21 protein-coding genes are annotated in these 22570 nt (G+C 67.3%); 9 read left to right on the top strand and 12 right to left on the bottom strand.

Features of this window, described 5'->3' with window-relative positions; all coding sequences use genetic code 11:
* The 11 genes from F0U63_RS23105 to F0U63_RS23055 all read right to left on the bottom strand — a co-directional run bounded on the left by F0U63_RS23105 (window position 1) and on the right by F0U63_RS23055 (window position 12596).
* Window positions 1-963 carry an ABC transporter ATP-binding protein gene (locus F0U63_RS23105; RefSeq protein ID WP_395848071.1) on the bottom strand — a complete coding sequence of 321 codons (963 nt, stop codon included), beginning with the start codon at window positions 961-963 and terminating at the stop codon, window positions 1-3.
* Entirely contained in the window at window positions 960-1817 is an 858-nt protein-coding gene (locus F0U63_RS23100) for an ABC transporter permease (protein ID WP_395848070.1), read from the bottom strand. The genes F0U63_RS23105 and F0U63_RS23100 overlap by 4 nt, the downstream gene beginning before the upstream one ends.
* Window positions 1818-1819: 2 nt before the next feature.
* A complete protein-coding gene (locus F0U63_RS23095) occupies window positions 1820-2827 on the bottom strand; it encodes an ABC transporter permease (RefSeq protein ID WP_395848069.1) in 1008 nt (335 codons plus the stop codon).
* A gap of 10 nt (window positions 2828-2837) precedes the next feature.
* Window positions 2838-4451 (bottom strand): ABC transporter substrate-binding protein, encoded by a 1614-nt coding sequence (locus tag F0U63_RS23090; protein WP_395848068.1) that lies wholly within the window; start codon window positions 4449-4451, stop codon window positions 2838-2840.
* Between the two features lie 171 nt (window positions 4452-4622).
* Window positions 4623-5405, bottom strand: a complete 783-nt coding sequence (locus F0U63_RS23085; RefSeq protein WP_395848067.1) for a hypothetical protein — start codon at window positions 5403-5405, stop codon at window positions 4623-4625.
* Window positions 5406-5459: 54 nt separating this feature from the next.
* Window positions 5460-6704 carry an MFS transporter gene (locus F0U63_RS23080; RefSeq protein ID WP_395848066.1) on the bottom strand — a complete coding sequence of 415 codons (1245 nt, stop codon included), beginning with the start codon at window positions 6702-6704 and terminating at the stop codon, window positions 5460-5462.
* Between the two features lie 10 nt (window positions 6705-6714).
* The gene (locus F0U63_RS23075; RefSeq protein ID WP_395848065.1) at window positions 6715-7944 is read right to left on the bottom strand and encodes an ATP-grasp domain-containing protein; all 1230 of its coding nucleotides are present in this window, start codon (window positions 7942-7944) and stop codon (window positions 6715-6717) included.
* A gap of 4 nt (window positions 7945-7948) precedes the next feature.
* Window positions 7949-8815 carry an iron-containing redox enzyme family protein gene (locus tag F0U63_RS23070; RefSeq protein WP_395848064.1) on the bottom strand — a complete coding sequence of 289 codons (867 nt, stop codon included), beginning with the start codon at window positions 8813-8815 and terminating at the stop codon, window positions 7949-7951.
* Between the two features lie 574 nt (window positions 8816-9389).
* Complete coding sequence (locus F0U63_RS23065) at window positions 9390-10160, bottom strand: hypothetical protein (RefSeq protein ID WP_395848063.1); 771 nt, start codon at window positions 10158-10160, stop codon at window positions 9390-9392.
* 315 nt (window positions 10161-10475) lie between these two features.
* Entirely contained in the window at window positions 10476-12143 is a 1668-nt protein-coding gene (locus F0U63_RS23060; protein WP_395848062.1) for a type IV pilus twitching motility protein PilT, read from the bottom strand.
* 6 nt (window positions 12144-12149) lie between these two features.
* Window positions 12150-12596, bottom strand: a complete 447-nt coding sequence (locus tag F0U63_RS23055; protein ID WP_002620767.1) for a hypothetical protein — start codon at window positions 12594-12596, stop codon at window positions 12150-12152.
* 249 nt (window positions 12597-12845) lie between these two features.
* Between F0U63_RS23055 and F0U63_RS23050 the strand changes: the two genes are divergently transcribed.
* The 9 genes from F0U63_RS23050 (at window position 12846) to F0U63_RS23010 (ending at window position 21663) form a co-directional block, all read left to right on the top strand.
* Window positions 12846-13658, top strand: coding sequence for a siderophore-interacting protein (locus F0U63_RS23050; RefSeq protein ID WP_395848061.1), 813 nt, complete (start codon window positions 12846-12848; stop codon window positions 13656-13658).
* Window positions 13659-13715: 57 nt separating this feature from the next.
* The gene (locus F0U63_RS23045; protein WP_395848060.1) at window positions 13716-14609 is read left to right on the top strand and encodes a transporter; all 894 of its coding nucleotides are present in this window, start codon (window positions 13716-13718) and stop codon (window positions 14607-14609) included.
* Complete coding sequence (locus F0U63_RS23040; RefSeq protein ID WP_395848059.1) at window positions 14606-15328, top strand: hypothetical protein; 723 nt, start codon at window positions 14606-14608, stop codon at window positions 15326-15328. Before F0U63_RS23045 ends, F0U63_RS23040 begins: the two co-directional genes overlap by 4 nt.
* Before the next feature lie 168 nt (window positions 15329-15496).
* Entirely contained in the window at window positions 15497-16432 is a 936-nt protein-coding gene (locus tag F0U63_RS23035) for a RimK family alpha-L-glutamate ligase (protein ID WP_395848058.1), read from the top strand.
* Window positions 16429-17463, top strand: coding sequence for an LLM class flavin-dependent oxidoreductase (locus tag F0U63_RS23030; RefSeq protein ID WP_395848057.1), 1035 nt, complete (start codon window positions 16429-16431; stop codon window positions 17461-17463). Before F0U63_RS23035 ends, F0U63_RS23030 begins: the two co-directional genes overlap by 4 nt.
* A gap of 153 nt (window positions 17464-17616) precedes the next feature.
* On the top strand, window positions 17617-18435 hold the full coding sequence (locus F0U63_RS23025; protein ID WP_395848056.1) for an ABC transporter ATP-binding protein: 819 nt from the start codon (window positions 17617-17619) through the stop codon (window positions 18433-18435).
* The gene (locus F0U63_RS23020) at window positions 18432-19217 is read left to right on the top strand and encodes an ABC transporter permease (RefSeq protein WP_395848055.1); all 786 of its coding nucleotides are present in this window, start codon (window positions 18432-18434) and stop codon (window positions 19215-19217) included. The genes F0U63_RS23025 and F0U63_RS23020 overlap by 4 nt, the downstream gene beginning before the upstream one ends.
* A 30-nt stretch (window positions 19218-19247) precedes the next feature.
* A complete protein-coding gene (locus F0U63_RS23015; RefSeq protein ID WP_395848054.1) occupies window positions 19248-20285 on the top strand; it encodes an ABC transporter substrate-binding protein in 1038 nt (345 codons plus the stop codon).
* Window positions 20286-20526: 241 nt separating this feature from the next.
* Window positions 20527-21663, top strand: a complete 1137-nt coding sequence (locus F0U63_RS23010) for an SGNH/GDSL hydrolase family protein (RefSeq protein ID WP_395848053.1) — start codon at window positions 20527-20529, stop codon at window positions 21661-21663.
* A gap of 18 nt (window positions 21664-21681) precedes the next feature.
* On the opposite strand, the gene tesB is transcribed toward F0U63_RS23010, so the two are convergent.
* Window positions 21682-22548, bottom strand: coding sequence for an acyl-CoA thioesterase II (tesB, locus tag F0U63_RS23005; protein ID WP_395848052.1), 867 nt, complete (start codon window positions 22546-22548; stop codon window positions 21682-21684).
* Window positions 22549-22570: the final 22 nt, after the last annotated feature.

The raw sequence follows: 22570 nt of genomic DNA, 5'->3' as shown, positions 1-22570 counted from the left end.
TTAGAAATGGCAGCGGAACGCCGCGCTCGGGAAGTCCTCACGGGGCGTGAGCATCGGCGGTGATTGGCACAGGTCTCGCGCCTGGGAACAGCGCGGCGCGAATCGGCAGCCGCTCATGCTCTGTCCGATCGGCGGGACCACACCCGGAATGGTGACGAGGGGCATCTTGGGCACGGCGCCCTGACGGGCGGGCAACGAATGCAGGAGCCCCCGGGTATAGGGATGGCGGCTGCCACCGCTCAGCACCTCCGTCGGTCCGGTCTCGACGATCTGGCCGGAGTACATCACCTGGATGCGGTCCGCGTACTCCTCGATGACACCGATGTCATGGGAGACGAGGATGACCGCCATGTCGTTGTCGTCGCGGATCTTCAGCAGCAGCTCGAGGATCTGCGCCTGCACGGTCACGTCGAGGCCCGTGGTGGGCTCGTCCGCGATCAACAACGAGGGCCCGCAGGCAATCGCCATCGCGATCATCACGCGCTGGGCCATGCCACCGGAGAGCTCGTGCGGATAGGCGCGGAGCCGCAGCCGGGGAGAGGAGATGCCCACCTGATTGAGCAACTCGACGGAGCGCTCCATCACCCGCTGCGGTCTGCTGTCGGGCTCCGCCTTGCGAACGGCCTCGGCCAGCTGTGTCCCGACACTGAGCGACGGATTGAGCGCGCTCATTGGGTTCTGGAAGATCATCGCCGCCTTGCTGCCCCGGATGACTGGCCACTCCCGCTTCTTCACCTTCAGCAGGTCATGGCCACACAGCTCGAACCGGTCGGCCGTCACGGACGAGCCCGGCGGCAACAGCCCCATGATGGCCAGGTTGGTGATGCTCTTGCCGCAACCCGACTCCCCCACCACGCCGAGGATCTCTCCCCGGTCGAGCTCGAAGGAGATGCCCCGGATCACGGGCGTGACGACGCCAGCGATGGGCAGGCCGATGTTCAGATTCTGGACCGAGAGGATCATCGTCCCGCCCTCGCCTTCGGATCGAGCCGCTGCTGCAACGCATCACCCAGCAGGTTGAATCCCAGCACCGCGGTGAGCAGACAGAAGCCCGGAAGGATGATGAGGTGGGGGTCCGACTCGATGAAGGGCCGCGCGTCGGCCAGCATCACGCCCCACTCGGCGACGGGCGGCTTCGCGCCCAGACCCAGGAAGCCGAGCGCGGCGATCTGGAGGATGGCGTCGCTGAAGCCCAGCGTGGCCTGCGCGATGATCGGCCCCCAGCAATTGGGCAGGACCTCCGACCACAAGATCTTGAGCTGGGAGGCGCCGCCCGTCCGGGCCGCCTGCACGTATTGCTTCTTCATCTCGAGCGCCGCCACCGAACGAACGATGCGGACGAAGCCGGGCACCGACACCACCGTCACCGCGAGCATGGCGGTCAGCAGCCCCGTGCCAAGGACCGCGACCACCACGATGGCGAGCAGGATGCTGGGCAGCGTCATGAGCACGTCATTGACTCGCATGATGACCGCCTCCACCCAACCGCCGTAGACCCCCGCCAGCAACCCGAGCAGGGTACCGATGAGCATCGACACGACGACCACGGCGAGACCGATGCCGACCGAGCTGCGTGCCCCATACACGAGGCGGGAGAGCACATCACGGCCGAGATCGTCCGTGCCCAGCAGCGGTCCGTCTCCTCCGAGCAACCCGGGCGCGGCGCGCAGGTTGTCCGTGAGGCCGTAGGGATCCAGATCGAAGGCCAGCGGGCTCAGATAGCCGACGACCAGGAGCAGGAACACGCACACCAGGCCGAACTGGCCAGACAGGCCGCCGATCTGGAATGGGAGGCGGCGGGAAGACAGCGCGATCATGGTCAGGTACGCATCCTCGGGTTGGCGACGCGATAGAGCAGGTCCACCACCCCATTGGTCAGAATCACCAGGACACCAATCACCAGGATGCTGCCCTGGATGACCGGGTAATCACGCGCATAGACGCTGCTGACGATGTAGCTGCCGATGCCGGGCCAGCCGAAGATGGTCTCGGTCAGGATGGCGCCGGCGATCGCGACGCTCAGGAAGAACAGGCCGATGACGGTGATGATCGGCATGAGCGCGTTGCGCAGCGCATGCAGGCAGATGACCCGGGTCGTCGACAGTCCCTTGGCGTACGCGGTCTGGATGTAGTCCTCGGACAGCACTTCGATCATGCTCGCCCGGGTCATCCGGGCGAACACCGCGACGGGGATCGCGCAGATCGTGAGCGTCGGCAGCAGGAGGTGATGCAGCGCATCGATGAACGCCCGCAGACCGTACTCGGCTCGCGCCGCGGGCAGCAGCGTGTCGATGAGCATGAATCCGGTCACTGGCGAGACATCGAACGCGACGTCCAGCCGGCCCGATACCGGCGCGACATTCAAGCCGACGGAGAAGATCAAGATCATCAGCAGCCCGAGCCAGAAGCTCGGCATCGAGCTGCCAACGAGGGAGCCCGCCGTCAACAGGCGATCGATGAGGCTGCCGCGGTGGATGGCCGCGGTCACCCCCGCTGGGACGCCGATCAGCAGCGCCACCAGGAGCGCCGCCAGGCCCAGCTCGATCGTCGCCGGCCATCGATCCAGCAGCTCGGAGGCCACCTCCCGGCCCGAGACGACCGATGTCCCGAAATCGCCCTGTACCGCGCGAGAGACGAAGACGAGGTACTGCTCGATCAGGGGCTTGTCGAATCCCAGTCGGCTGACCGCCTCCTGGTATTGTTGAGGATCGGCGCCACGCTCGCCGATCATCATCATCACGGGATCACCGGGGGCCACCCGGATCACGAAGAACGCGATCACGGTGATCCCCAGCAAGGTGCTGACAAGTGCCCAGAGTCTGGCCATACCGCGGCGCTCAGCGATCTTTGAGGGTGAGGGTCGAGAAGTAGTCGAGATCGAACGGATTCATCTCGTAGCCCGTCACGCGGCTGCTCAGCGCGCGGTACACCTTCGAGTGAGCGATCGGAATCACCGGCACGTCTTCGCTGAACGTCGCGAGCGCCTTGCCGTAGAGCTGGGTCCGCTCCGCCGTGTCATACGTGGCGCGCGCCTTGGAGATGAGCCCGTTGAAGGGCTCCTTGCAATAGCGCGAGTTGTTCGAGCCGCGCGTCACCGAGTCGCAGCTGAAGAGCGTGTAGAGGAAGTTGTCCGGATCCCCGTTGTCACCCGACCACCCGAGCTGCACCATCTGGTGCTCGCCGCGCTTGACCTTGGCGAGGTAGGTCGCCCAGTCGTAGGTGGCGAGCTCGACCTTGATGCCCACCTTCGCCAGATCCGCCTGCATCATCTCCCCCATCTTGCGTCCGTTGGGATTGTACGGACGGCTGACGGGGAGTGTCCACAGGGTGGTGCTGAAACCCTTGTCGTAACCCGCCTGGGCCAGCAGCGCCTTGGCCTGGGCCGGATCATACGGGTATTTGCGCACCTCCTCCGTGTACGACCACATGGTGGAGGGATACGGGTTGATGGCCGCCTTGGCGTTGCCCAGGTAGATGGCGTCGATGTAGGCCTGCTTGTTGAGCGCGTGGGCGACCGCGCGGCGCACGAGCACGTTGTCGAACGGGGGCTTCTCCACGTTCATCGCCAGGTAGCCGATGTTCAAACCATCCGCCTCGGCCAGCACGAGCTGCTTGTTCTGCTTGATGGCCGGCAGGTCCGCGGGCGTCGGCGACACGGCGATCTGGCACTCCCCCTTCTTGAGCTTCTGCAACCGCACGCTCGCATCCGGCGTGATCGAGAACACCAGGTTGTCGATCTTCGGCTTGCCATTCCAGTACTGGGCGTTGGCGGTGTAACGGATGGTGCTGTCCTTCAGATAGCTCTTGAAGGCGTAGGGGCCGGTGCCGATGGGCTGGATGTCCAGGTTCGCCGGTGTCTTGGCCGCCAGGACCTGCGCGCCATACTCTGCGGACAGGATCGACATGAACGGCATCGCCATGTTCGCCAGGAACGGAGCCTCGGGCCGGGTGAGCACGATGCGCAGCTTGTAGTCATCCACGCGGCTCACCGACGCGATGAGCTTGTCCATGCCCATTCCCTGGAAGTACTGGTACAGCCCCCCTCCCACCCGGTGGAAGGGGTGGTTGGCATCCAGCTGCCGGTTGAACGAGAAGACGGCGTCATCCGCGTTGAAATCGCGTGTGGGCTTGAAGAACGACGTGGTGTGGAACTTCACCCCCCGCCGCAGCGTGAACTCGTAGGTCTTGCGATCGTCGGACACGGTCCAACTCTCGGCCAGCGCGGGCACCACCCGGGTCGTGCCTGGCGCGAAGTCCACCAACCGATCGTAGATGGTCGTCGTGGTCGCGTTGCGGGCCGTCCCGGAGAGCATCTGCTGGGGGTTCAGCGACTCGGGACTGCCCTCGGAGCAATAGACCAACGTGCTGTTATCGGCCAGCGCCTCACGCGCGTAGAACGGGTGGGCCACCATGCACGTCAGCACAACCAGGCGATGAATCTTCAGGTTCACGTCTTGCCTTCCACGAGAAGGGTTGTCTCACTTCGAGGAGGGTGTCGGGAAAGAAGCCAGCACGCGGGCCTCCCTTGGGAGGATGCCTCGCGTGGCACCCCTCTTGCCTTGACCCGACCCCCTACCTGATGCAACGCCCGCCGGAATATCCACCGGTGCGGGCCGCCGCGATCAGGACCACAGACCCAGGCTACCATCCTTCTTCTGGCCGATGAAGGAAGTCTGGGAGATTCGAAACCCGTCGTCGCTGCCCATGATCTCGTGGAAGTTCTGGGTGTTGAAGATGATCAGGTCGCCCACCTGGGGCTTGACCGTGATGCGATCCTCGCGCTCCAGCACCTCGTAGGGGAAGTAGTAATCCCCCGGCTTCTTCATGACCTCGTTCTGCGGGGTATGAATGGTGTCGTGGATGATCAGCTCGCCGCCAGTATTGGACATGCTGTAGTAGATGTTCCACGTCATCTGGCGTGCGATCTCGGTGACCGCCCAGGGCTTGTGGATGTGGCTGGGGGCGTGATCGATGTGGAGCCGCCCGTGACCGCGGAACTGCCGGAACGCGCCCGCGAAGTACGGACCGAAGCCAGGCTCCTCGAAGATGCCGACGTGACGCTTGGCCTTGGTGGCGATCGCCTCGATCACCATCTGCACCGGATTGATGCCCAGGTCCTTGTAGATGCCGTCGATGACCTCCTGCGCCTGAGCCTTCTTGGCGAAGTAGACCGACTTCTCGTCGTTCGCCCACTGGTTGTGGCACAGGCCGATGTGATGGACCGGAATCTCCTTCAGATGGCTGTAGTTCGCATAGTCCTGCTGACGCAGGCGCTCGCTGACCACCGAGCAGACCTCGGGCGAGATGAAACCCTTGACGAGGATCCCGGGGATCTTGAAATCCATGAGGAGGTTGAGGTTCTCCTCGTTCAGCTCGCACAACTCCTGCCGAATCCAATTGCCCATTGATCAATACCTCACCGAGTCTAGAGGGTCTACGATTCCAGCGAATCCCACCGCCTACTCGGAGTAGGCGGCGACCGCGGGCTTGTAACTGATGACGGCGAGCCCGACGATTGAAAGGTACATCATCATGAAAAGCCCGATCAGCAGAGTGTAGTCGTTGCCGAAGCGGTCGAGCAACGCGCCGACCAGGGCGGCCAGCACGCTGGCGAAGAAGCAGCCCAGCGCGAACGAAATGCCGAACACCGAGCCCAGCTGCCCCTTGGGCGCGAAGGCGACGATGCCGCTGTAGCCCAGCATCCAGGTGAATTCGAAGAAGATCACCATCAGCGTGAACAGCGCGGCGCACACCAGGGGATTCATGGAGGCGACGGCACCGACGTACAGCCCCGCCGTCAGCAGCGACAGCAGACCGGCCATCAACTGGATGCGTGTGAAGGGTTGCTCGAACAGGCGGTACTTCTTGAGGGCGAGCGAGAAGGAGGACGAGCCGACGACGACCGCCACGCTGGCCATCACGTAGGAGGCCGACACGGCGGAGGGTCCGAGGCCGAGCTTCTGGATGGGGAAGATCGGCTGCAACGCGCTGTAGGTGCCCTGGAAGAACGTGGCCGTGAGCGGCGGGAGGATCGCGCACAGCAGCAACCGCCGATCACTGTTGAGCGCGTCGCGGTACTCGGCGACGCGGACCTTGAGCGACCTGCGCGGCACGCTGGCGGCCTGGGCCACCTCCTCGACGGTCCGGGTGAGGGAGATCAGCGCTGCGGCGATGACGAAGGAAGCCCCGTCCAGGATGACGACGAGCCGGAGGTCGAGGCGGTTGGCCACGAAGATTCCGAGCACCGCCGCGAGCCCGATGCCCACGTGGTAGCTCGACTGGAGGAACGAGGCGTAGTGCGTGGCCTTGGGCTTCGGGAACAGCACGCGCGCCGCCACGGTCTTGTTGATGCGGTTGACCTGATCGAACAACCCCCGCACGAGCAGCAACAGCGCCACCCCCAGGTAGTTGGTGTCCGTGATGAAGAAGTAGATGGGCACGGTGAGCGCGGCCGAGACGAACTCGAGCAGGAGCCACCGGGCCCGCGGATTCATCCCGTGGTCCCAATCGCTGCGGTAGAGCACCACCAGCAGCGTGGGAAGCCATTGCAGCGAGACGAACAGGGACGTCATCAACCCCGAACCTGTCTTCGCGTAGACAGTCACCGCCAGCACGATGTGCAACAACACCGAGCCGGCGGACGAAATGGTGAAGGCAGCGCTGCTGAGCAGCAGGTTGATTCTGCCCCTGTTGATCTGGATCACGATGCTTCCTCTATGCAATGACCGTCTGGGCTTCGACGAACTCGATGGCACGCGCCGCGTTGCTCTTGGCCTCGTGGCTGTCCTTCCCCGTGCACATCACCTGGAGGATCCAGCTGAAGTTGGAGTCCACGCCCTTGATCTCGTCTCCGGGCTCGTGGTGGAACCAGACCTCCTTGACCCCAGCCCTGCTCTTGATGTCCTCGAACGAAGGCATGCTCCTGATCGTCCCGGTCTTCGGGCTCACGAAGCACTTCCAGGCGGCGCCCTGCTCGAAGCCGTAGAGCGGATCCTTCTTCTCCAGCGTCCCCAGGCAGAGTTCGACGCAATCGCCCACGATGGAGCGTCCGGTGGACAGGTCCAGCATGACCGAGTGACCACTGCCCCCCACGCGGGTGTTCACCTCCACCAGATGGGGACCGTCGCGGGTCACCATCATCTCGACGTGGCTGGCGCCGAAGTCATAGCCGATCGCATCCAGCGCCCGGCACGCCTTGGCCACCACGGCGTCGCGGTGCGCGTTGACGAGCGGGAACGAGGAACCCGTCTCGATGCTGTCCTTGATCACGTCCCGGTCGGCCACGCCGACAACCTGGTGCTTGCCGGGTCCCGTGGTCAGGATCTCGACGCTGACGAGATCTCCGTCCAGGTAGTCCTCGACCACGAAGGCGCGGGAGATCCAGTCCTCGCTGATCTGGCTCAGCGAGGCCGTCACCCGGCTGAACTCCGAGGCGTCGCGGCAGAGCACCGAGCCGATGCTGGAGTGGCCCCGCAGCGGCTTGATGAAGCACGGGTACTTCAGCTGGTCCTTCAGGGCCGCCAGTTGCTCGACAGAGTCGACCCGGGTGCTCTTCACCGTATCGGCTTCCCGCTCCAGCAGGACCTGCCGGAAGCGATGCTTGTCCTGCGCCAGCTCGACGGCCGCCGGATTGCACCCGGAGAGGCCGAGCTCCCGGCAGAGCCGGGCCACGGCATGCGTCCGGATCTCGGCGAACGTGAGCATGGCGTCGATGGTGCCGACCTGCTTTTTCAACGCAGTCCGGACCTCATCGATGTCGTTGGAGTTCTTGACCGTGACGACCTGAGCGGCCAGGTCCAACTTGTAGAGGACAGACGAGGGGAACCACCTGCGGAAGCGGTCGAAGCTGTCGGTGACCAGCACCGCCCGGTATCCCTTTTCCTTGCAATACCGGATGGCATCGAGGCCACTGAAGTTCGTCTCGATGAATACGACCGTCTTCATGTCGTTAGCCCTTCATCGCGGAGAGCCCGTCGGCGCCGCGCAGCTCGGCCACGGCGGAGGGGTGCAGGCTGATCTTGTTTCCCTCGGCCAGGCGGGGGCTCTTGCTGGTCGCCACGTTGATCAAGCGCGCGCACTGATCCCAGAAGCGATTCCAGAAGTAGAGGCCGTCGTCGAAGGACTTGCGGAACTCCTCGCGCTGCGCGTCGGTCTTGCAGAACCGCAGGAAGTTGGCGATCGAGTGGCGGATGTGCTCCGTCTCGTCGGCGCGGTGGATCTTGAAGAAGGGCGTGGCCGAGAGGATGTCTCGCGCGGCCTCGTTGTAGCACAGGCTCTCGTACACGGTCTCGATGTTCTCCTGGGCGATGATCTCGAAGCTCAGGAGCAGGCCGACGATCCCGTACTGGCTCTTGGTGTCGACGAGGATGCGGTCGAGCGCGCCCAGGACATCCTTGACCGAACCGGCGGAGGAGCGGCCCGTCACGTTGATGCCGATCCCGGAGATGGCCTCCAGGAACAGCTTCGAGTGGATCAACGTCTTGTCACGGCCGCCGAGCTCGTCGTAGGCGATCTGGATGAGGTGGTGCTGCCGCTCCGGGTCATCCGTCTGCGCGACGGCCTTGGTGATGAAGACCGGCACGTAGCAGCTGAAGTCGTACCAGGCGTTGGCCATCGTCTCCGCGGCGACGCGCGAGCGCTTGCTCTCCAACGTGGCCTTGATGTTGGCGAACACGTTGAGCTTCTGCGCCTCGTTCATGAAATAGTGGGTCCAGAAGATGACCTCTGGATGGCCATAGTCATACTCATCCTCGGGGATGAGGTAGCGAGGACCGTCCACGATGTTATTCTGCGCGATGGCTGCTTCCTGACTCACGTTTTGCCTCCCAGGAAAACGAACGACGAAATACTGCTGCCAAGGTTTCTGGTCAACGACCGACGCACCTCAACGCAACGGCATGTGACCGTCGGGTGCTGGGCACGATGGTTCACTCGTCCCATGACGCCAGCCCAGAGCACTACTGGAATCACTCTTCCGGGCTGTCTTCTCACATGCTCCACAACTCGTTGCTCGCAATGATGGTCCGTCTATCTTCAGTGAAACGTGCAAGGGCCGACGCGCCCCTGGCAACAACATCCCCATCGCAAGCCATGACCCTGGAGGTCGGTCGGGTAGCACCGACGGCCTTGGTCCTACGAGTGGAGAAAAAACCGTGGCGCCCCCTACCCGCAGTGAAACCCCCGCGACGAGGCGCCGTTATGACGCGGTGCACTGTGACTATTAGTGGCTTCTTAACACTCTGGTGTTTCAAGTGTCAAGCGGGGATCCCGATTTGCGGAAATTGCGGGGCGAGCGGTGATGCCGGGAATCGAAAGCCTCAATACGGCAAGGTAGCCCCCAAGGTCCACCCCCACCCGACACCTTCTTCGGCTCCGCCCTCGCGGCGGCTTCAGACGGAGTCGAGCGCCATCTGGCGCAGCCGCTCGTTGTAGACGGCCGTGGCCTGGGAGAAGTCGCGCACGAGGGAGAGGAAGCTCGTGCGCCGCGCCTCCAGTCCCGGCTCGGGGGGAAGCTGGGGCGCGCCCCGGTCGAACCACAGCAGGCTGCGCAATCCCCCGATCAACTGGTGCGGGGGAAACAAGCGCACCGCGTCCATCCCGAGGATGCGCCGCGCGTTCACCGGGGTGAAGGTGCTCTCGTAGCCGTCCGGGCCCCCGTAGCTCCAGACGCCCACCTCCTCGACGTACGCCAGCGTCTCATCGGGTAGCAGGAACAGGGAGCGGCGCAGGTGCACGCCGCTCGGAGGGCCACAGCGCGGTTGTCCCGAGACCGACAGGCCGGAATCCACCCCGAGCGGGTAGCCCGGCGAGTCCAACCACGCCTCGCGCAGCACCTTGTCCGGATGGGTGCCCATCCGGGCTTCCAGGGCGCGCCGCCGCGCCTCCAGCGCGCCCGTGGGGAGGTTGAGGCGCTCGCGCAGGGGGCCGAGCTGGAAGTGCTTCATGGCCGGGGCGGCCAGGCAGATGAGCCGCTCGAGCAGCAGCGCCTGGCGCACCTCGATCTCCTGGAACAGCTCCATCTCGGACAGGCACTCGTCCGGGGACGGAGCCTCGGAAGCGGACGCCCTGTGGGGATCGACGGTGGGGAGATCCTTGAGGGTGGGCCGCCGGTCGGACAGGTAGATGACGGAAGGCGGTTCGCTGGAGTCCTTCATGGCCATGGCGGGACGAGGTTAGCGCTGGAGCCGACCGCTCGTCAGAGGGGCCCGCTCGGAGTCCGCCCCCTCGCCCGCTGACCTGGACTCCCAGTGCGTCCGCCCGCCCAACCCGCCGCTCGGGAAAGGTTTCCCATGCACCCACGTCTCGCGTTCCTCGCCCGTCCTGGGCCTCGGCACTGCCTCCCTGGCCGCCGAGCCCCCTGCCCTCCAGGCCCTGACCCGGCGGCTCGGGGCTGTCGCCCAGGAGCGACAGCCGCACGGCGAAGCTGCCCACGCCGAGCGCCGCCACACGCGCGGCGCTCCCTCCAACGGAGTGCGTCAGCTCGTGGGCAGATCGAGCTTGTAGCCCGCGCGCTCGAGCATCTGCTTGAACTCGCCCTTGGCCACGGCCTTGATGTAGGCGTCATTCGGCTCGCACAGCTTGCGCTTGACGAGGTCGAACAGCGAGTCGTTGAGCGTGGACATGCCGATGCCGCGCGAGGTCTGCATGATGGACGGAATCTGGAACGTCTTGCCCTCGCGGATGAGGTTGGCCACGGAGCTGGTGCACAGGAGCACCTCCTGCGCGGGCACGCGGCCTCCGCCAATCTTCTTCACGAGCATCTGCGAGATGACGCCCTTGAGGGACTCGGAGAGCATCATGCGGATCTGCTCCTGACGGTCCGCGGGGAACTGGTCGATGATGCGGTCCACCGTCGAGGGCGCCGTGTTGGTGTGCAGGGTGCCGAAGACGAGGTGGCCCGTTTCGGCCGTTTCGATCGCGATGGCGATCGTCTCCAGGTCTCGCATTTCGCCCACGAGCACGATGTCCGGGTCCTCGCGCAGCGCGGCGCGAAGCGCGTTCTTGAAGCCGTGCGTGTGGACGTGGACCTCGCGCTGGTTGACCAGGCACTTCTTGTTCGGGTGGACGAACTCGATCGGGTCCTCGATCGTGATGATGTGATCCTCGCGGTTGCGATTGATGTAGTCGATCATCGCCGCGAGCGTGGTGGACTTGCCCGAGCCGGTGGGGCCGGTGACGAGCACCAGCCCCTTGCTCAGGAAGCACAGATCGAGGATGTGCTTGGACAGGCCCATGTCCTCGGCCGTCATGATCTTCGTGGGGATCTGCCGCATCACCGAGCCGATGCCCTTGCGATCCTCGAAGACGTTGACGCGGAAGCGCGCCCGGTCCGTCTCGTAGGCGAAGTCCGTGTCGCGCGTCTCCTCCCACTGCTTCTTGTTCTTCTCCGGCGCGATGCTCCAGAGCATCGCCTTGAGCCGGTCATGCGACAGCTCGCGGTAGTCCTCCTGGGGCACCATGTCGCCGTCGATGCGCAGCATGGGCACCACCTGGCTGGACATGTGAAGGTCCGAGGCCTTCTTGTCGAGCATGCGGTTGAGCAGGCCGAGCAGCGTCTTGTGCGCGTCCGGATCCGCCTCCACGGGCAGGACCTTGATGTTGGACGGCTCGGGGGCGGCCGGGGCCGGGGCCGGCGTCGGCGCGGGAGCCTTGGCGGCGGGGGCCTTGGCGGCGGCGGCGGGCGGGGGCGAGGTGAAGGCGCCACCAGAGCCCCGGGCGGCCAGGTCCATCATGTCCGCGGGCGAGGCCAGCTCCAGCTTCTCCTCACCGGAGGACGGGGGCAGATCCAGGGCGGCCGGGGCCGAGGGCGCCGCCACGACGGTGTTGGCCGCCGGGGCCGGGGCCTTGTAGGGCACCAGCGCCACCTTCAGGTGGCCCGAGACATTCTGCACCTTCACCTGCACGGCGCCCGCGGGAGCCGAGTACGGGAAGGAGGACACCCCCTCGGGGGGGAAGTTGGCGCGCAGATCCGCGGGGACGATCTCCGAGAGCGCGCCGATGATCTGCTGCGAGTTGAGTCCCGCCTTGACCATGGGCACGTTGCCCGAGGCGGTGCGCAGGGTGATGCCACTGCCGGTCTCCAGCATGATGGCGACAGCGGATTCCTTGTAGAGCTTGTCGATGAAGGCGTCGAACCGGGCCATGGCTACTCAGCGGCGAAGGGTTTCCACATATGCGACGTGTTTCTTGTTGACGAGAACGACCTGCCCCGCCTCTTCGAGGATGGGGAAGAACGGGGGGGCGCTGTTGAGGTAGTCCGTCAGCCGCGAATGGGCCTCGGGCAGCACGTAGGTGATGAGCCCGCGCAGCCGCTGCCCGTCCATCAGCCGCACCTCCACCTCGTGCTCGGTGGGGATGTTGAACGGATCCACGACGTTGGGCTCGTGCTCGGCGGCCACGCGCGCCATGGCGAGGTTCTCGCAGTGCACGAACGTCATGGTCTCCGTCTCCGCGTCGAGCGCGGGGATGAACTGGGAGCCACTGTCGTTGAGGAGATCCGAGAGCCGCTCGCCGCCGGCGCGCGCGGGAGTGGCTTCGGCGAGGAACACGGCGACCTGGCGCGAGGAGCCACCCGGCAGGATGAACTGGGCCGCCACGCGTCGTTTCGGTACGGAGAGGGAATCCAGCATAGGGAGCAGGGGGAATAGACGTGTGTTTTCTAGCACACTCCCGCCCGCGCCCAGCATCCCCGCCCCTCTGCTTGCCCTCTTCACCTCCCCGTCACCCGGCAACCCCCCGCGAGGGGCTCCCCTGCCTCCCCGCCTGGGAGGCAGATTCAGGTTGCCCCCTGGCGCTCCGTCCAATATGACAATGCGAATCATTATCAAGATTCAGGAGAACGACTGATGGAGCCAACCGAACGCGCCGGCCGGCGAGGACCCCTGCCCGTGAAGCTGCGACTGCTCGAGGTACGGCGGGTGACGCAGCTCAACCCCCACATGCGGCGGATCACGCTGGGAGGCCCGGAGCTGGAGGGCTTCCAGAGCCCCGGGGCGGATGACCATGTGAAGCTGTTCTTCGCGGAGCCGGGGCAGCGCATGCCGTCCATGCCAGTGCTGGGCCCCCAGGGGCTGACGATGCCGGAGGGCAAGCCCAAGCCCGCCTCGCGCGACTACACGCCCCGCCGGTATGACGCGGCCCGGGGCGAGCTGGACATCGACTTCGTGCTGCATGGCGCCGGGCCCGCCTCGTCGTGGGCCGCCCAGGCCAGGCCGGGTGACTTCCTCGGCGTGGGAGGCCCCCGCGGCACGTACTTCGTCGCCAACGACTTCGACTGGTACCTGCTCGCCGGAGACTTGAGCGCCCTGCCCGCCATCGGCCGCCGGCTCGAGGAGCTGCCCGCCGGGGCGCGCGCCCTCGTCTTCATCGAGGTGGCCGACGCCTCCGAGGAGCAGCGCTTCGACACGAAGGCCCAGGCGACCATCACCTGGCTGCACCGCAACGGGGCCGAGCCCGGGACGACCAACCTCCTGGAGAAGGCGCTGCGCGAGGTGCAACTGCCCCCGGGAGACGGCTTCACCTGGGTGGCGGGCGAGGCCAACACGCTCAAGCCCATCCGCGAGCACCTGACCCAGGAGCGCGGCCTGCGCAAGGAGTGGGTGAAGGTGACCGGCTACTGGAAGCGTGGAGTAGGCGACCATCACGACTCCAAGGGGTAGGCGCGACAACTCGCCGCAGGGGGAGAGGCGGGCGGCTGGTCCTACAGTGCGAGCGTCATGTGGAAGATCCGACCCGCCCTCGCCGCCCTGGCCTCCCTCCTGCTCCTCCTGCCCCGGGATGGGCTCGCCTGCGCCACCTGTGCCTGTGGCGACCCCACCCTGACGTCCATGGGCACCGAACAGCCCTTCGCCGGGCGCCTGCGTCTGGCCACCCAGGTGCGCGCCTGGAGCCTCGCATCGGGCCAGCCCCGCGTGGACGGCATTGATCTGCGCGAGCTGCGCATGGATCTGTCGGTGGCCTATGCCCCCCTGCCCTGGCTCTTCCTGTCGGTCATGGCGCCCCTGCAGGCCCGGACCGTCCAGGACGTCAGCCTCGCGCGCGAGGGGGGCTGGGGCCTCGGCGACATGGAGGTCGGCGCCCGCTTCTTCCTCTTCCGGGACCGGGACTTCTCCGCCAACCACCTCGTGAGCGTGCTCGCCGGCAGCCGGCTGCCCACCTCCGTCACCCAGACGGCCCGGGGCCTGCCGCTGTCGCTGGATGCCCAGCTCGGCACGGGCTCGTGGGATCCCTTCCTCGGGCTGTCCTACACGGCCTACGCGGGGGACTGGTCCTTCATCGCCAGCGCCACGGGCTATCTCCCCACGCGTGGGCGCGAGGGCTTCCGCGCGGGCGCCTCGGTGCTCTCCACCCTGGCCGCGCAGTTCCAGCCGAGCCCGGCCTGGGCGCTGCGGCTCGCCGTGGATGGCCGCGTCGAGGGCGAGAGCAACCAGGCCGGTGTCCGGGACGAGGTGGGCAGCGGCGCCATCGCGTACGTGTCGCCCGACGTGCTCTTCAGCCCCGTCACGGACGTGGTGGTGCAGCTCGGGGTGCGCGTGCCCGTCTTCAACCAGTTGCGCGGCAACGTCCGGCCCACCCCCATCCTCCAGGCCGCGCTCGTCCACGATCTATGAAAACCTCCTCCCCTCTCCTCCTCGCCCTGCTGGCCCTGTGCGCGTGTGGTTATCGCGAGGAGGGCACCCGGCTGCACCTCGGTCTCGACTTCCGCCCGGCGGGAGACGTGCACGCGCAAGGCACCACGCGCGAGTTCCTCAACGACCGCGGAGACCGCATCCTCCTGAGCCGCGCCCACGTCACGCTCAGCGGCGTGGAGATCTTCCCCTGCCAGCGGAGCACGGCCTGGAAGTGGCTGCGTGCACTCTCCCCCATCGGTACGGCCGAGGCGCACTCGGAAGGCAGCCCCCGGAAGCTGGGCACGCCGTACGTGGTGGGCCTGACGCTCGCGGATGGCGAGGCGCTGGCGCTGGACACCCTACGGCCTCCGCCGGACAGCTACTGCCGCGTCCACCTCGTCTTCGCCCCGGCGGACGCGGATGCCGAGGGCCTGGGCGAGCAGCCCGACATGGAGGGGAAGACATTGGTGCTGGAGGGCACGCGGATTCCCGCCGACGGAGGCCCCGCCGTGCCCTTCCACCTGGAGACGAGCGACGTCATCAACGCCGAGGTGTCGCTGGAGGGGCTCACCCTGTCGCCCGAGTCCCTGGAGGCGAGCCGCACCCTGCACCTGGCCTATGACCGGTGGCTGGATGGGGTGGGTTCCACAGCGGTGGGAAACTCGGCCACGAACCAGATCCTGCGCAACCTGGCCCGCTCCGTCACCGTCCAGCCTTGAGCCCGTCACCACCTCGTGACGAAGCCGAGGGGGACGCCGAGTCACTGGCATCAGTAGACGGGCTCTGGGGTGGAGCCGGGGGGAGTTGCAGGCCGAGCGGGGTCGTTCTACACCCCGGCTCCGCCGGGTGAGGACCTGTTCCCCCACCGTCCCACCCGCAGGTGACCCATGAGTCGCGATCCACAGCTCGCCGTCGTCTACGAGCATCCCGAGTGGTTCAAGCCGTTGTTCGCGGTGCTCGATCGGCGGGGCGTGCCCTACGTGCCGCTCCGCATCGATCAGCATTACTTCGACTTGAGCGAGCGCAAGCCGCCGGCGCCGGTCATCTTGAGCCGCCTGGCGATGAGCTCCTTCCTGCGCCAGGGCGAGCACGCCATCTTCTATACCCAGTCGCTCTACTCGCACTGGGAGCAGGCCGGCGCGCGGATCATCAACGGCAACCCGGCGCTGGCGGTGGACACGTCCAAGGCGCGCCAGCTCTCGCTGATCAACTCCCTGGGCTACGCGACGCCGGCGACGCGCGTGGTGCACCGCCGGGCGGACCTGGTGCGCGCCGCCGAGGGCCTGCGCTTTCCCATCGTGGTCAAGGTCAACATCGGCGGCTCGGGGGCGGGCGTCGTGCGCTACGAGAGTGCCGAGGAGCTGGCCCAGGCCGTCGAGGAGCGCTCCACGCCCGACAGCATCGACAGCGTGCTGCTCGTGCAGGAGTACGTGCCCACGAAGGAGCGCCACATCGTCCGGGCGGAGACGCTCAACGGCCGCTTCCTCTACGCCATCACCGTGACGACCACGGGCGGCACCTTCGACTTGTGCCCCGCGGATGCGTGCATGGTCGGCAAGCCCCAGGTGACGCTCAAGCAGACGACGCTGGATGCCGACACCATCCGCGCGGTGGAGATCATCTCGCGCGCGGCGAACATGGACGTGTGCGGCATCGAGTTCATGATCGACGAGCGCGACGGGGTGCGCCGCTTCTACGACATCAACGGACTGTCCAACTTCGTGGCCAAACCGCTCGAGGTGCTGGGGTGGGATCCGCACGAGCAGTTGGTGGACTATCTCGAGGGTGTCGTCGCCACGGCGCGGCGCGGGGAGGCGGCATGAAATACGGATTCTGGGCTCCCGTCTTCGGCGGCTGGCTGCGCAACGTCCGGGACGAGGGGATGCAGGCGAGCTGGGAGTACATGAGCCGGCTGTGCAGGCGCGCCGAGGAGATCGGCTATGACCTGACGCTCATCGCCGAACTCAACCTCAACGACATCAAGGGCGTGACCGAGCCGGCCATGGACGCCTGGTCCACCGCGGCGGCGCTCGCGGCGGTCACCCGCCGGCTGGAGCTGATGGTGGCGGTGCGGCCGAACTTCCACCACCCGGCGTTGTTCGCCAAGCAGGCGGCCAACATCGATCGCATCTCCGGGGGCCGGCTGGCGCTCAACGTGGTGTCGTCGTGGTGGGCGGACGAGGCGCGGCAGTACGGCCTGCAGTTCGATCAGCACGATGACCGGTACGCCCGCACCACCGAGTGGTTGCAGGTGGTGGACGGGCTGTGGTCGCGCACGCCCTTCAGCTTCGAGGGCCAGCGCTACCAGCTCAAGGACGCCATCTGCGAGCCCAAGCCCCTGTCCAGGCCGCGTCCGTTCTTCTACGCGGGAGGCGAGTCCGAGGCAGCCAAGCAGATGATCGCGCGGCAGTGCGACGCCTACGTCATGCACGGGGACGAGCCGGAGGTGATCGCCGGGAAGATCCAGGACATGCGGGCGCGGCGCGAGCGCGAGGGCCTGCCCCCGATGCGCTTCGGCATGGCGGCCTACGCCATCGTGCGCGACAGCCAGGCGGAGGCGGAGGCCGAGGTGGAGCGCATCACCACGTTGGATCCCCAGGCCGCGGGCTTCGCGAACTTCGAGCAGTGGCTGTCCGGCACGCAGCTCGAGCGGGAGCTGAAGATCAAGGAGTACTCGGTCTCCAACCGCGGGCTGCGGCCGGGCCTGGTGGGCACGCCCCAGCGCGTGCGCGCGCGGATCGCCGAGTTCGAGAAGGCCGGGGTGGATCTGCTGCTGTTGCAGATGAGCCCGCAGCTCGAGGAGATGGAGCGCTTCTCCTCGGCCGTCATCGCGCCGGAGCGCAAGGCGGCGTGAGCGCCACTCGCCTCCTGGGGCCCGCGGGGAGACCGGCGGGGCCCCGGGGGGTCCGTGAACCGGGATGGGGGCCCTGCGCGGGCCGTGCCAGCCGCCGGGGAGTCGGATGAGGTTGGCCCTCGGCGCGTGGGGCGGGTAGAACCCTGCCACTTCATGACTTCCACCCCCTCGGAATCCCCCGCGCCCGTGGCGCCCGATGAGGGCCCAGGGGGCGTGCGTGTGCGGCTCTCGGGCCTGCGGCGTACCTTCCCGGGCGGAGTGCCCGTGATCACGGGCATGGATCTGGACATCGCCGCGGGCGCCTTCGTGGCGCTGGTGGGGCCCTCGGGCTGTGGCAAGTCCACCCTGCTCAAGCTGGTGGCGGGACTGGACCGGCCCGACGCGGGCACCCTCACCTTCTCCCCTCCGCTCGAGCACACGCGGGGCGCGCGCAACCCCATCGCCTACGTCTTCCAGGACGCGCACCTGCTGCCCTGGCGCTCGGTGCTGGACAACGTGGCGCTGCCGCTCGAGTTGACGGGGATGCCAGCCCCCGAGCGCCACGCGGCGGCGCGGGCCCTGCTCACCGAGGTGGGCCTGGGGGACGCCACGGCGCGCTACCCGGCGGAGCTCTCGGGCGGCATGCGCATGCGCGTGTCACTCGCCCGGGCGCTCGTCACCCGCCCCCGGCTGCTGCTGCTCGACGAGCCCTTCGCCGCCCTGGACGAGCTGACGCGCAACCGGCTGGATGATCAGCTCCTCGCGCTGTGGAAGGAGCTGGGGATGACCGTGCTCTTCGTCACCCACTCGCTCTCGGAGGCGGCCTACCTGGCCCAGCGCGCCGTGGTGCTGTCGCGGCGGCCCGCGCGGGTGATGCTGGACCGGCAACTCGATCTGCCCGCGGAGCGCCGCGCCTCCCTGCGCTCCGAGCCCGGCTTCGCCCGGGAGCTGGGCCTGCTCCAGGAAGCCCTCGAGCGAGGAGACTTGGCATGAACGGCGCCTTCACACGGCAGGTGGTGCCGCCCCTGGTGGCGCTCGCGGTGCTGCTGGCGCTGTGGGAGGGGGTGACGCGGGTGTTCGGCATCGCCCCCTGGCTCTTGCCGCCCCCGTCCGCCATCGCCCTCGCGGGGGCGCACGAGGCGTCGGCCCTGTGGAACGCGGCGCTCACCACCGGCCGCGCCGCGCTGATCGGCTTCGGCTTGAGCGCCGGAGTGGGCGTGCTCATCGCCATCCTCCTGGCCTCCTCGCGGCTGTTGGAGCGGGCGCTCTACCCCTACACGCTCTTCCTTCAGACGGTGCCCATCGTGGCCATCGCCCCGCTGCTGGTGCTGTGGTTCGGCCCGGGCACGCGCGCCGTGGCCATCTCCTCCTTCATCGTCTCGCTCTTTCCCGTCATCACCAACACGCTCACCGGGCTGCGCTCGGTGGAGCCGGCGCTGCGCGACCTGTTCCGCCTGTACGGGGCCAGGCGGCTCGCCACGCTGTGGAAGCTGGAGCTGCCGGCGGCGCTGCCGCAACTCTTCACCGGACTGCGCGTCGCCTCGGGGCTGGCCGTCATCGGCGCCATCGTGGGCGAGTTCGTCGCGGGCTTCTCCGAGGAGGGCGCGGGCCTGGGCATCCTGGTGCTGACGGCCTACCGGCAGCTGCGCACGGATCTGCTCTTCGCCTCCGTGCTGGCGGCGGCGGTGTTGGGACTGGCGCTGTTTGGCGCGGTGAACCTGACGGGCTTCCGGCTGCTCAAACGCTGGCATCCCTCGGCCTCGTCGGGGCCGTGAGAAACCCTTGCATTGGAGAGGAAGGCACACGTGAAAGGACGTCTGGCTGGAGTCGTGGGTGGACTGGTGCTGCTCGTGGTGGCCGGAGCGTGCTCGCGCTCGAAGGAGAACGCGCCCCAGGCGGCGGGAGGGGACGCGGGGAGCGCCGCCCCCCAGGTGGCACAGGTGAAGCTGGCCCTCAACTGGGTGGCCGAGCCCGAGTTCGGTGGCTTCTACGCCGCGAGGGACCTGGGGCACTTCAAGCGCCGCGGAATGGACGTGAGCATCCAGGGCGGCGGCGCCGGGGTGCCGGTGATGCAGATGGTGGCGTCGGGCCAGGTGGACTTCGGCATCGCCGGGGCGGATGAAATCCTCACCGCCCGGGCGCGGGGCGTGGATGTGATTCCGCTGTTCGCCGTGTACCAGACGGCGCCGCAAGGCCTCATGACCCATGCGTCGCGCGGGGCCAAGGGCATCAAGGATCTGCTCTCCTCGGGCACGGTGGCGCTGGAGCCGGGCCTGCCCTACGCCGCGTATCTGAAGAAGAAGTATGGCTTCGACAAGGTGAAGGTGGTGCCCTACGACGGCGGCGTGGCGCGCTTCGTGGCGGACAAGGACTTCAGCCAGCAGTGCTTCATCACCTCGGAGCCCATCGCCGCGCGGCGCCAGGGCGCGGAGCCCACCGTGTTCCTGGTGGCCGACGAGGGATTCAATCCCTACATCGCCGTGGTCATCACCCGCCGGGCGCTCTGGAAGGAGCAGCCGGCCCGGGTGAAGGACTTCGTGGAGGCGGTGCGCGAGGGCTGGCGGGCCTACCTGGATGATCCCGCGGCCACCAACGCCGTCATGGGCAAGCTCAACACCTCCATGGACGCGGAGACGTTCGCCGAGGCGTCGCGCGCCCAGAAGCCCCTCATCGAGAACGAGCAGACGCGCGCCAAGGGCCTGGGCACCATGAGCCGCGAGCGGTGGGACACCCTGGCACGGCAGCTCGTGGACCTGGGCCTCATCGACCAGGTGCCCGCCCTGGACGACTTCCTGCTGCCGGAATTCGTCGACATGGGGACGCCCGCCTCCGCCACGCCGTAGCAAAGACAGATGCAATTGATATTTACTGACAATCATTGCCAATAAATATCGACAATAAATATGTCTGTGTTTTCCCAAAACAAAACACAGACATATTTAAATGCAATCACCAGGCCACCAAAAACAAAACAATATATTATATTTTATGTCTGTCTATTCAGGCATAGCCTTACGTCCATTCACATAGTCCGTCTATGTGGGCTAGACCTCCAACGACTTCCCGCCCTGCCCCCGAGGCCCCGTGCGCGTGCTCTTCATTGGCAACAGCTACACCTACAACAACGATCTTCCGGCGATGCTGGGGGGCCTCGTGCGGGCGCTGTCTCCGGGGACGCGGTGGGAGACGGGCGCGGTGCTTCTGGGAGGCGCGACGCTCGAGTCGCACTGGAAGCGGGGCGAGGCGCGGGAGTTGCTGAGCGGGGAAGCCTGGAGCCACGTCGTGCTGCAGGAGCAGAGCCTGCTGGGCCACCTGCGCATCGACGGAGCGCTGCGGATGAACGAGCCCGAGGTGAGTTTCTACCCCTACGCCCGCCTCTTCGCGCGGGAGAGCCTGGCGGTGGGCGCGAGCCCGGTCTTCTACATGACGTGGTCGCGCAAGGCGGACCTGCCCGCCCAGGAGGAGCTCACGCGCGCCTATGCTCACATCGCGCGCGAGGAAGGAGGCGTGCTGGCGCCGGTGGGGGTGGCGTGGGCGCGGGTGCGGCTTGAGCGGCCCGAGCTGGAGCTATACGGGGAGGACGGCCACCACCCGGGACCCGCGGGCACCTACCTGGCGGCCTGCGTGCTCTACGCCTCGCTGTTCCACCAGCCCTGCCTGGGCGCGCCGAGCACCCTGGACGGAGCACCCTGGACGGGCTCGGCCTTCGACACCTCGCGCACCGAGACGTTGGTGGAGCTGCCGGAGGACACCGCGCGCTACCTCCAGCAGGTGGGCTCCGAGGTGGGACTCGCCCCCGCGCTTCCCGAAGGCCCCACCCCCACCGCGTCCCGCCTCGCCTTCCCCCAGCTACCGCGCGGTGCTCCGCTGGACGCCTCGAGGGTGACGGGGACGTGGCGGGGAACGCTCTCGCTCTACCCCACGGAACTGGAGATGGCGCCCGTGCCCCTGTGGCTCTCGGTGGAGTCCCGGGGGACGCGGCTCACCGGGCAGGTGCGCATCCTGTTTCCACGAGACGCCCCCCTCGAGGAAGACGTGACGCTCCAGGTGGAGGGCGAGGAGCTGGCGTTCTCCCTCCACGACGCGAGGATCCTCGGCGCCACGCTGCACTTCCGCGCGGTGGGCACGGAGGGCGGACTGCGCGGGGTGGCCCACGCCCAGGATGCCCAGGGCGGACGCTGGTTCGGCTCCTGGTCCGCGAGCCCCTCCTCCCCGGCCTGAGCCACGAAGGACGCGGCGCTACTTCGGCGGGCGCATGCGCACGAGCCCCTCTTGCGCCACGGAGGCCACCAGGCGGCCATCCCTCGTGAAGATATGCCCATACGACAGGCCGCGCGCGTTGCCGGCCCAGGGACTGACGATGGAGTACAGCAGCCAGTCATTCATCCGCAGGTTGCCGTGGATCCACAGGGCGTGGTCCAGGCTGGCCAGCTGCATCTGGGGTTGCATGTAGCTGGCGCCATGCGGATGGAGCGCGGTGGTGATGAGGTTGAAGTCCGAGGCATAGGCGAGCAGGTAGCGGTGCACCCGCGAGTCGTCGGGTAGCGCGCCGTCGACGCGGAACCACACCTGCTTGGCGGGCTCGAGCACGTGGGGATCGAAGGGATCCAGCTGCGTCACCGGGCGGATCTCGATGGGCTTCTCGCACAGGAGCTTGTCGCGGATCTTCTCGGGGATGAGGTGCGCCTTGCGGCTGAGCAGCTCGCGATCCGTGGGGAAGCCCTCGGGGCCGGGCACGTCGGGCATCTTCGCCTGGTGCTCGAAGCCGGCCTCCTCGCCCTGGAAGGACGCCATCACCGTGAAGATGGGCTCCCCCTTCTGGATGGCCACCACCCGGCGGGTGGTGAAGCTGCCGCCATCGCGCAGCCGATCCACGGTGTAGACCACGGGCATGCTGGCGTCGCCGGGGCGCAGGAAGTAGCCGTGCAGCGAGTGCACGGGGCGGTGCGGGGGCACGGTCTGGCTGGCCGCCGACAACGACTGTCCCAGCACCTGCCCCCCGAACAACTGCCGGAAACCGAGATCCTGGCTCCGTCCTCGAAACAGGTTCTCCTCAATGGGCTCCAGCTTCAGGAGCTCCAGCAGGTCCTCCAGGACGCGACTCATTCCTCTTCCTCACTGCAGGGGC

The sequence above is a fragment of the Cystobacter fuscus genome (assembly GCF_044360685.1).
Taxonomy (GTDB): Bacteria; Myxococcota; Myxococcia; order Myxococcales; family Myxococcaceae; genus Cystobacter; species Cystobacter fuscus_C.
This window is presented reverse-complemented; position numbering and strand designations above follow the sequence as displayed.

Coding starts and splice junctions, on each gene's coding strand:
- F0U63_RS23105 (WP_395848071.1), bottom strand. CDS start 963: ATGATCCTCTCGGTCCAGAATCTGAACATCGGCCTGCCCATCGCTGGC.
- F0U63_RS23060 (WP_395848062.1), bottom strand. CDS start 12,143: ATGGCCCGGTTCGACGCCTTCATCGACAAGCTCTACAAGGAATCCGCT.
- F0U63_RS23075 (WP_395848065.1), bottom strand. CDS start 7,944: ATGAAGACGGTCGTATTCATCGAGACGAACTTCAGTGGCCTCGATGCC.
- F0U63_RS23045 (WP_395848060.1), top strand. CDS start 13,716: ATGTGGAAGATCCGACCCGCCCTCGCCGCCCTGGCCTCCCTCCTGCTC.
- F0U63_RS23085 (WP_395848067.1), bottom strand. CDS start 5,405: ATGGGCAATTGGATTCGGCAGGAGTTGTGCGAGCTGAACGAGGAGAAC.
- tesB (WP_395848052.1), bottom strand. CDS start 22,548: ATGAGTCGCGTCCTGGAGGACCTGCTGGAGCTCCTGAAGCTGGAGCCC.
- F0U63_RS23035 (WP_395848058.1), top strand. CDS start 15,497: ATGAGTCGCGATCCACAGCTCGCCGTCGTCTACGAGCATCCCGAGTGG.
- F0U63_RS23040 (WP_395848059.1), top strand. CDS start 14,606: ATGAAAACCTCCTCCCCTCTCCTCCTCGCCCTGCTGGCCCTGTGCGCG.
- F0U63_RS23025 (WP_395848056.1), top strand. CDS start 17,617: ATGACTTCCACCCCCTCGGAATCCCCCGCGCCCGTGGCGCCCGATGAG.
- F0U63_RS23095 (WP_395848069.1), bottom strand. CDS start 2,827: ATGGCCAGACTCTGGGCACTTGTCAGCACCTTGCTGGGGATCACCGTG.
- F0U63_RS23065 (WP_395848063.1), bottom strand. CDS start 10,160: ATGGCCATGAAGGACTCCAGCGAACCGCCTTCCGTCATCTACCTGTCC.
- F0U63_RS23050 (WP_395848061.1), top strand. CDS start 12,846: ATGGAGCCAACCGAACGCGCCGGCCGGCGAGGACCCCTGCCCGTGAAG.
- F0U63_RS23100 (WP_395848070.1), bottom strand. CDS start 1,817: ATGATCGCGCTGTCTTCCCGCCGCCTCCCATTCCAGATCGGCGGCCTG.
- F0U63_RS23020 (WP_395848055.1), top strand. CDS start 18,432: ATGAACGGCGCCTTCACACGGCAGGTGGTGCCGCCCCTGGTGGCGCTC.
- F0U63_RS23030 (WP_395848057.1), top strand. CDS start 16,429: ATGAAATACGGATTCTGGGCTCCCGTCTTCGGCGGCTGGCTGCGCAAC.